This window comes from Terrabacter sp. P5_B1, assembly GCF_056400505.1.
The window spans coordinates 1-633 of record NZ_JBFULD010000626.1; the positions used below are offsets into that span (position 1 = coordinate 1).

General features: G+C 70.3%; 1 protein-coding gene. It reads right to left on the reverse strand.

The features are described 5' to 3' along the window. Positions 1-633 (reverse strand): IS110 family transposase (locus AC1DP0_RS22490; protein WP_478088889.1); only part of this gene is annotated, 633 nt, incomplete at both ends.

Genomic DNA, 633 nt, shown 5'->3' on the forward strand with positions numbered 1-633 from the left:
ACGTCAGCCAGCACCCGCGCCGCGACGACCGGGCCGACACCACGAAGGTCCATCAGGTGCGACCCGCGGGCGAGGACGATCGCCTTGAGCTCAGCGTTGGCCTTCTTCATCTTGGCTTCGACCGCGACCAGCTCGGCGAGCTCCTCGGCCGCGATCCGGCGCCGGGTCCTGCCCGCGATGTCGCGCGGGCGGACCGACGCGAGCATCCGCTTGGCCTGCCCGGTGGTGATGTCCTTCTTCGCTTGTCCCGGAAGCAGTTCCGCCAACAAAGCCTGGAGCCGGTCCACGGTTTGCACCCGACGCCGACTGAGCGACTCACGCCGGTCGACCAGCATCCGCAGCGCCTCGAGCTCACCGTCGGTCCGCAGCACCCGCAAGCCTTGGGTGCGCACGGCGACCATCGCGATCGAGTGCGCGTCATGCGCATCGGTCTTGCGGTTGTGGCCGGTGTCGAACAGCCGGACCCGCGCGGCGAGCTTCGCCGGGACGTCGACGACGTCTTCGCCAGCCTCGAGCAGCCGCTGCGCCAGCGGACGACCGACCCCGTTCGCTCCCTCGACCGCCCAGGTCCGCGTCGGCCACGCCTTGGCGTACCTCAGCATCGCGGCGTAGCCAGCCTTGTCGGTGGTGAAC